General features: G+C 37.7%; 1 protein-coding gene. It reads right to left on the bottom strand.

From position 1 onward, the window contains the following. Nucleotides 1-1,124: 1,124 nt before the first annotated feature. Nucleotides 1,125-3,103, bottom strand: a 1,979-nt coding sequence (locus tag ACFIL2_RS06240; RefSeq protein ID WP_375680549.1) for an autotransporter outer membrane beta-barrel domain-containing protein, incomplete at its 5' end; no start/stop codon positions are given.

The following is a 3,103-nucleotide window of genomic DNA, read 5'->3' as shown; positions in this document are numbered from 1 at the left end:
TGCTTACTTCATTCCCCTGATGGCGCAAGTACCCAGACAGTTTCTATATCATTATGTTTTTATTGTAAACAACAAAACGAATTATATCGATGGTGTTCTCTATGATTTGAAGTTTTGCTTCAGAAAAACTTTTTTCATGATCATAAAAAGTTGAGTTCATAAAACCTAGCTTGGTTAAGCTTATGCTAAAAGCACTATGAAGTATGATATTTAAAAATTGTCTATTAAAGATAATCGCTATAAAAGCTCTATAGTGTTGAGATGTATTATTTGATGCATTCACCAAAACGATTAGCAAATTTTTTCTGCTATAAGAAGAAGAGATGAGGGGGCTATTCACAGGCTTTCTTTAAAGAGGCTAAGGGTAGCAAAGTCCATTTTTCTAAGGAAGCACAGCCCATTTCGCGATGGTGTTCATGGATGCTATAACGCTAAAGCCATAGAGTCCCATCATCTTTACGCTTACGAAGGAGCAAGCCCGTCACACATTTTGCTAGCTCCCAATGTTTGTGACAAGCCCTTGGCACTTGAGGCAGTTCATGAGAGGAATTCTCAGGCTTTTCTTATATAACTTTTCTCCACACGCCAGCCCTGCTTGTAACGTGCAAGAAAATTTTTAATTGATTCAACATAAAACAAGTTTGAAATGAGAGAATCCTACGATATTAGGGACTCTCATTCAATATGCAAAACAAAGAATTATCTTTATAAATCAATATACTGTATGGAATGAGAGGGATAAGCATTTGTCAAAATGGTTTGCCTAAAAACGGTACATGGACATATAAATGAATCCTTACAGGGTGCTGTTAAGCTAATGGATTGAAGAAACAGGAGGATAAACATAGAAAAGGTATGAAGAGAGAGTTTCTTTTATCATTATCTTTTCCAATGTAGTCTTCTTTTTATTATCTAAAAATACACTTTGCTTAGCTTTATAGACAAATTCGATAATGAATATGCCGCGCGACTCGTGTAAATAGGAGGGAAGGAGATCATTGAGGAGAAAAGAAAAAAGTTTCAGGGGATAAGAATAGTAGCTTACATAGATTAAAAAGGCAGTATGTATACTGCCTTTTTTGTTAAATTGAATAGAATGAATAGGCTATTTACAGCCCCTTTCCTTAAAACTGATAGCGTATCCCTCCTGAAAAGTTTGTTCCGGATATACCAGTTTTTTGCAGCTTTTTTCGATAGTTTATATCACCATGGAGGGCTAAACTGCGAGACAATTTTGCATTGATGCCAAGCCCACCTTCAATAGAAGATCCTGTAGGATCAAGGGGAAAGGTGTCGCCAATCTGTACTTTACCATCATCACCAAAAGTTTTGAGAAAGTTCACTTTTCCATACAGAGAAATGACACGGTTCTTTTCTGTGGAGGTAGTAGTTTTTGTCAAACGTCCACCAATGCGTACTAACCATTGATAAGGTTCACCGATATCAACTTTAAGATTATCAGCATCAGAAAAGTCATTAAAGATTAGACGCTGGTAAACAAGTTGTGCCTGGGGTTCAAACGTGAGGGCTTTAATACCCGTTGTGAATTTTTGACCTATTGTTGTTGAGGCAATTAACATTTTTATATCATCGACTTTAGTGGTACTGTTAGCGATGGCTGTAGAGATATTTCCTTTCCAGATCCCATAAGAGAAGAGTGTATCCATATAGAAACCGCTATTATGCTCTATACCGCTGTAGGCTGTGACTGCCCATTTGTTAAGCGTACTCTTGTCTGCATCTTCTATATTTTGGGGGGTGAGGGATAATTGAGCATAGGTTCCGGTAAGACCCCAATATAGGATTGTATTTTGGCTCTTTTGTGCAGAAGCTGTAAAACCTGCTTGTGTAGCAGCATAGCGAATGTTTGTGTTATAGCCATATTGTTGTGACGATAGGGTTGCGATACTTCCATAAGAAGAGAGAAAGAATCCATTTTTTTTGACGTTATCTTCGATCCCTATAGCTGTTGTTCTCAGATCAGCTAACAGAGTACTTTGTTGAGCCATATCGATAAAACCATCGTAGAAGAGAGCATTAGGTACGGCCAAATAGCTCGCTACTTGTGGTAAAATAAATTTCTGCAAACGGAAATCCCAGAAATTATCATTTTCTCCCAACAGGTTTAGTGTTTCATTTGCAGCACCATAGCTGGATGTTGGTCCATAAGCGGTAAGCCTATATTTATAAGGTGAACCAGTTGCTTGGATATAACCATTGGCTAATTTGAAGGAATTTTCATCTGCTTTCCCGGAAACTTGAATGAGCGAAACTCCACTGGTATTAGAAGAAGGGTGAAAAGCTTCTGTTATATTATTGCTATCTTTGAAATCACTCATAACATAAACTGTTGTTGTACCTAAGACATCCCCTTGGATCAGAAGTCGATCATTTTTTTGATCGATTATATCAGAGCTCTCAACAGATCCAACATTAAAAGAAATCTTTGCGTCACCAGAAGCATTGTAGACTGCTTGCGTGTCTGGTTTCCCAGAACCTATATGCAATGTATGATAATGGTTTTCTGTCGGCTGTTGAAAAACAATGGAACTATTGTCGAGATTAAGTATAGAAACATCAGAATGAGATCTTTGGGCAATATCAAGTAACTTGCCCGCATCATCTTTTTCTTTTGTGCTAGTGTTTACGAACCATGTTGTATCGTTTTTGAGATCGAAAGTTGTTCTGCTGTTTCCGTCATTTCTTACTCCCCCCTGTAAGAGAGAGTTTTCTGCGGTGAGTGTAAAGATTTGATCAGGTTTTGGCGTATCATGAGTTGTACCCACGAATAACCTGTCGGCACTGATTTTTGAATCTTTGAGGTTGAGTTTACCATTTGATGAATTGTTGGCAACAATACCCGTTCCATCTTCGACAAAAAGGTTTGTATTGGTCAGGTTGATTCTTGAAGTCTGATCGTTTTTGGAGTCATCAATGCTTATCCCATTGCACTGTGCTTTCGCAGAAATATCTGTGACATCAATATATCCGCCATCTTTTAAGACAAATGCAGCTTCTTTTGCTTTTACAGTTCCTCCAGTCATTGTGATTTTAGATTGTTCACCATCTGCATGAAGCCCATTATTTTCAGATGTTACTATAA

Source organism: Bartonella sp. AP30XZML (genome assembly GCF_042195945.1).
GTDB lineage: Bacteria > Pseudomonadota > Alphaproteobacteria > Rhizobiales > Rhizobiaceae > Bartonella.
The sequence above is the reverse complement of the archived record's forward strand: the minus strand, read 5'-3'. Positions and strand labels throughout refer to the sequence as shown.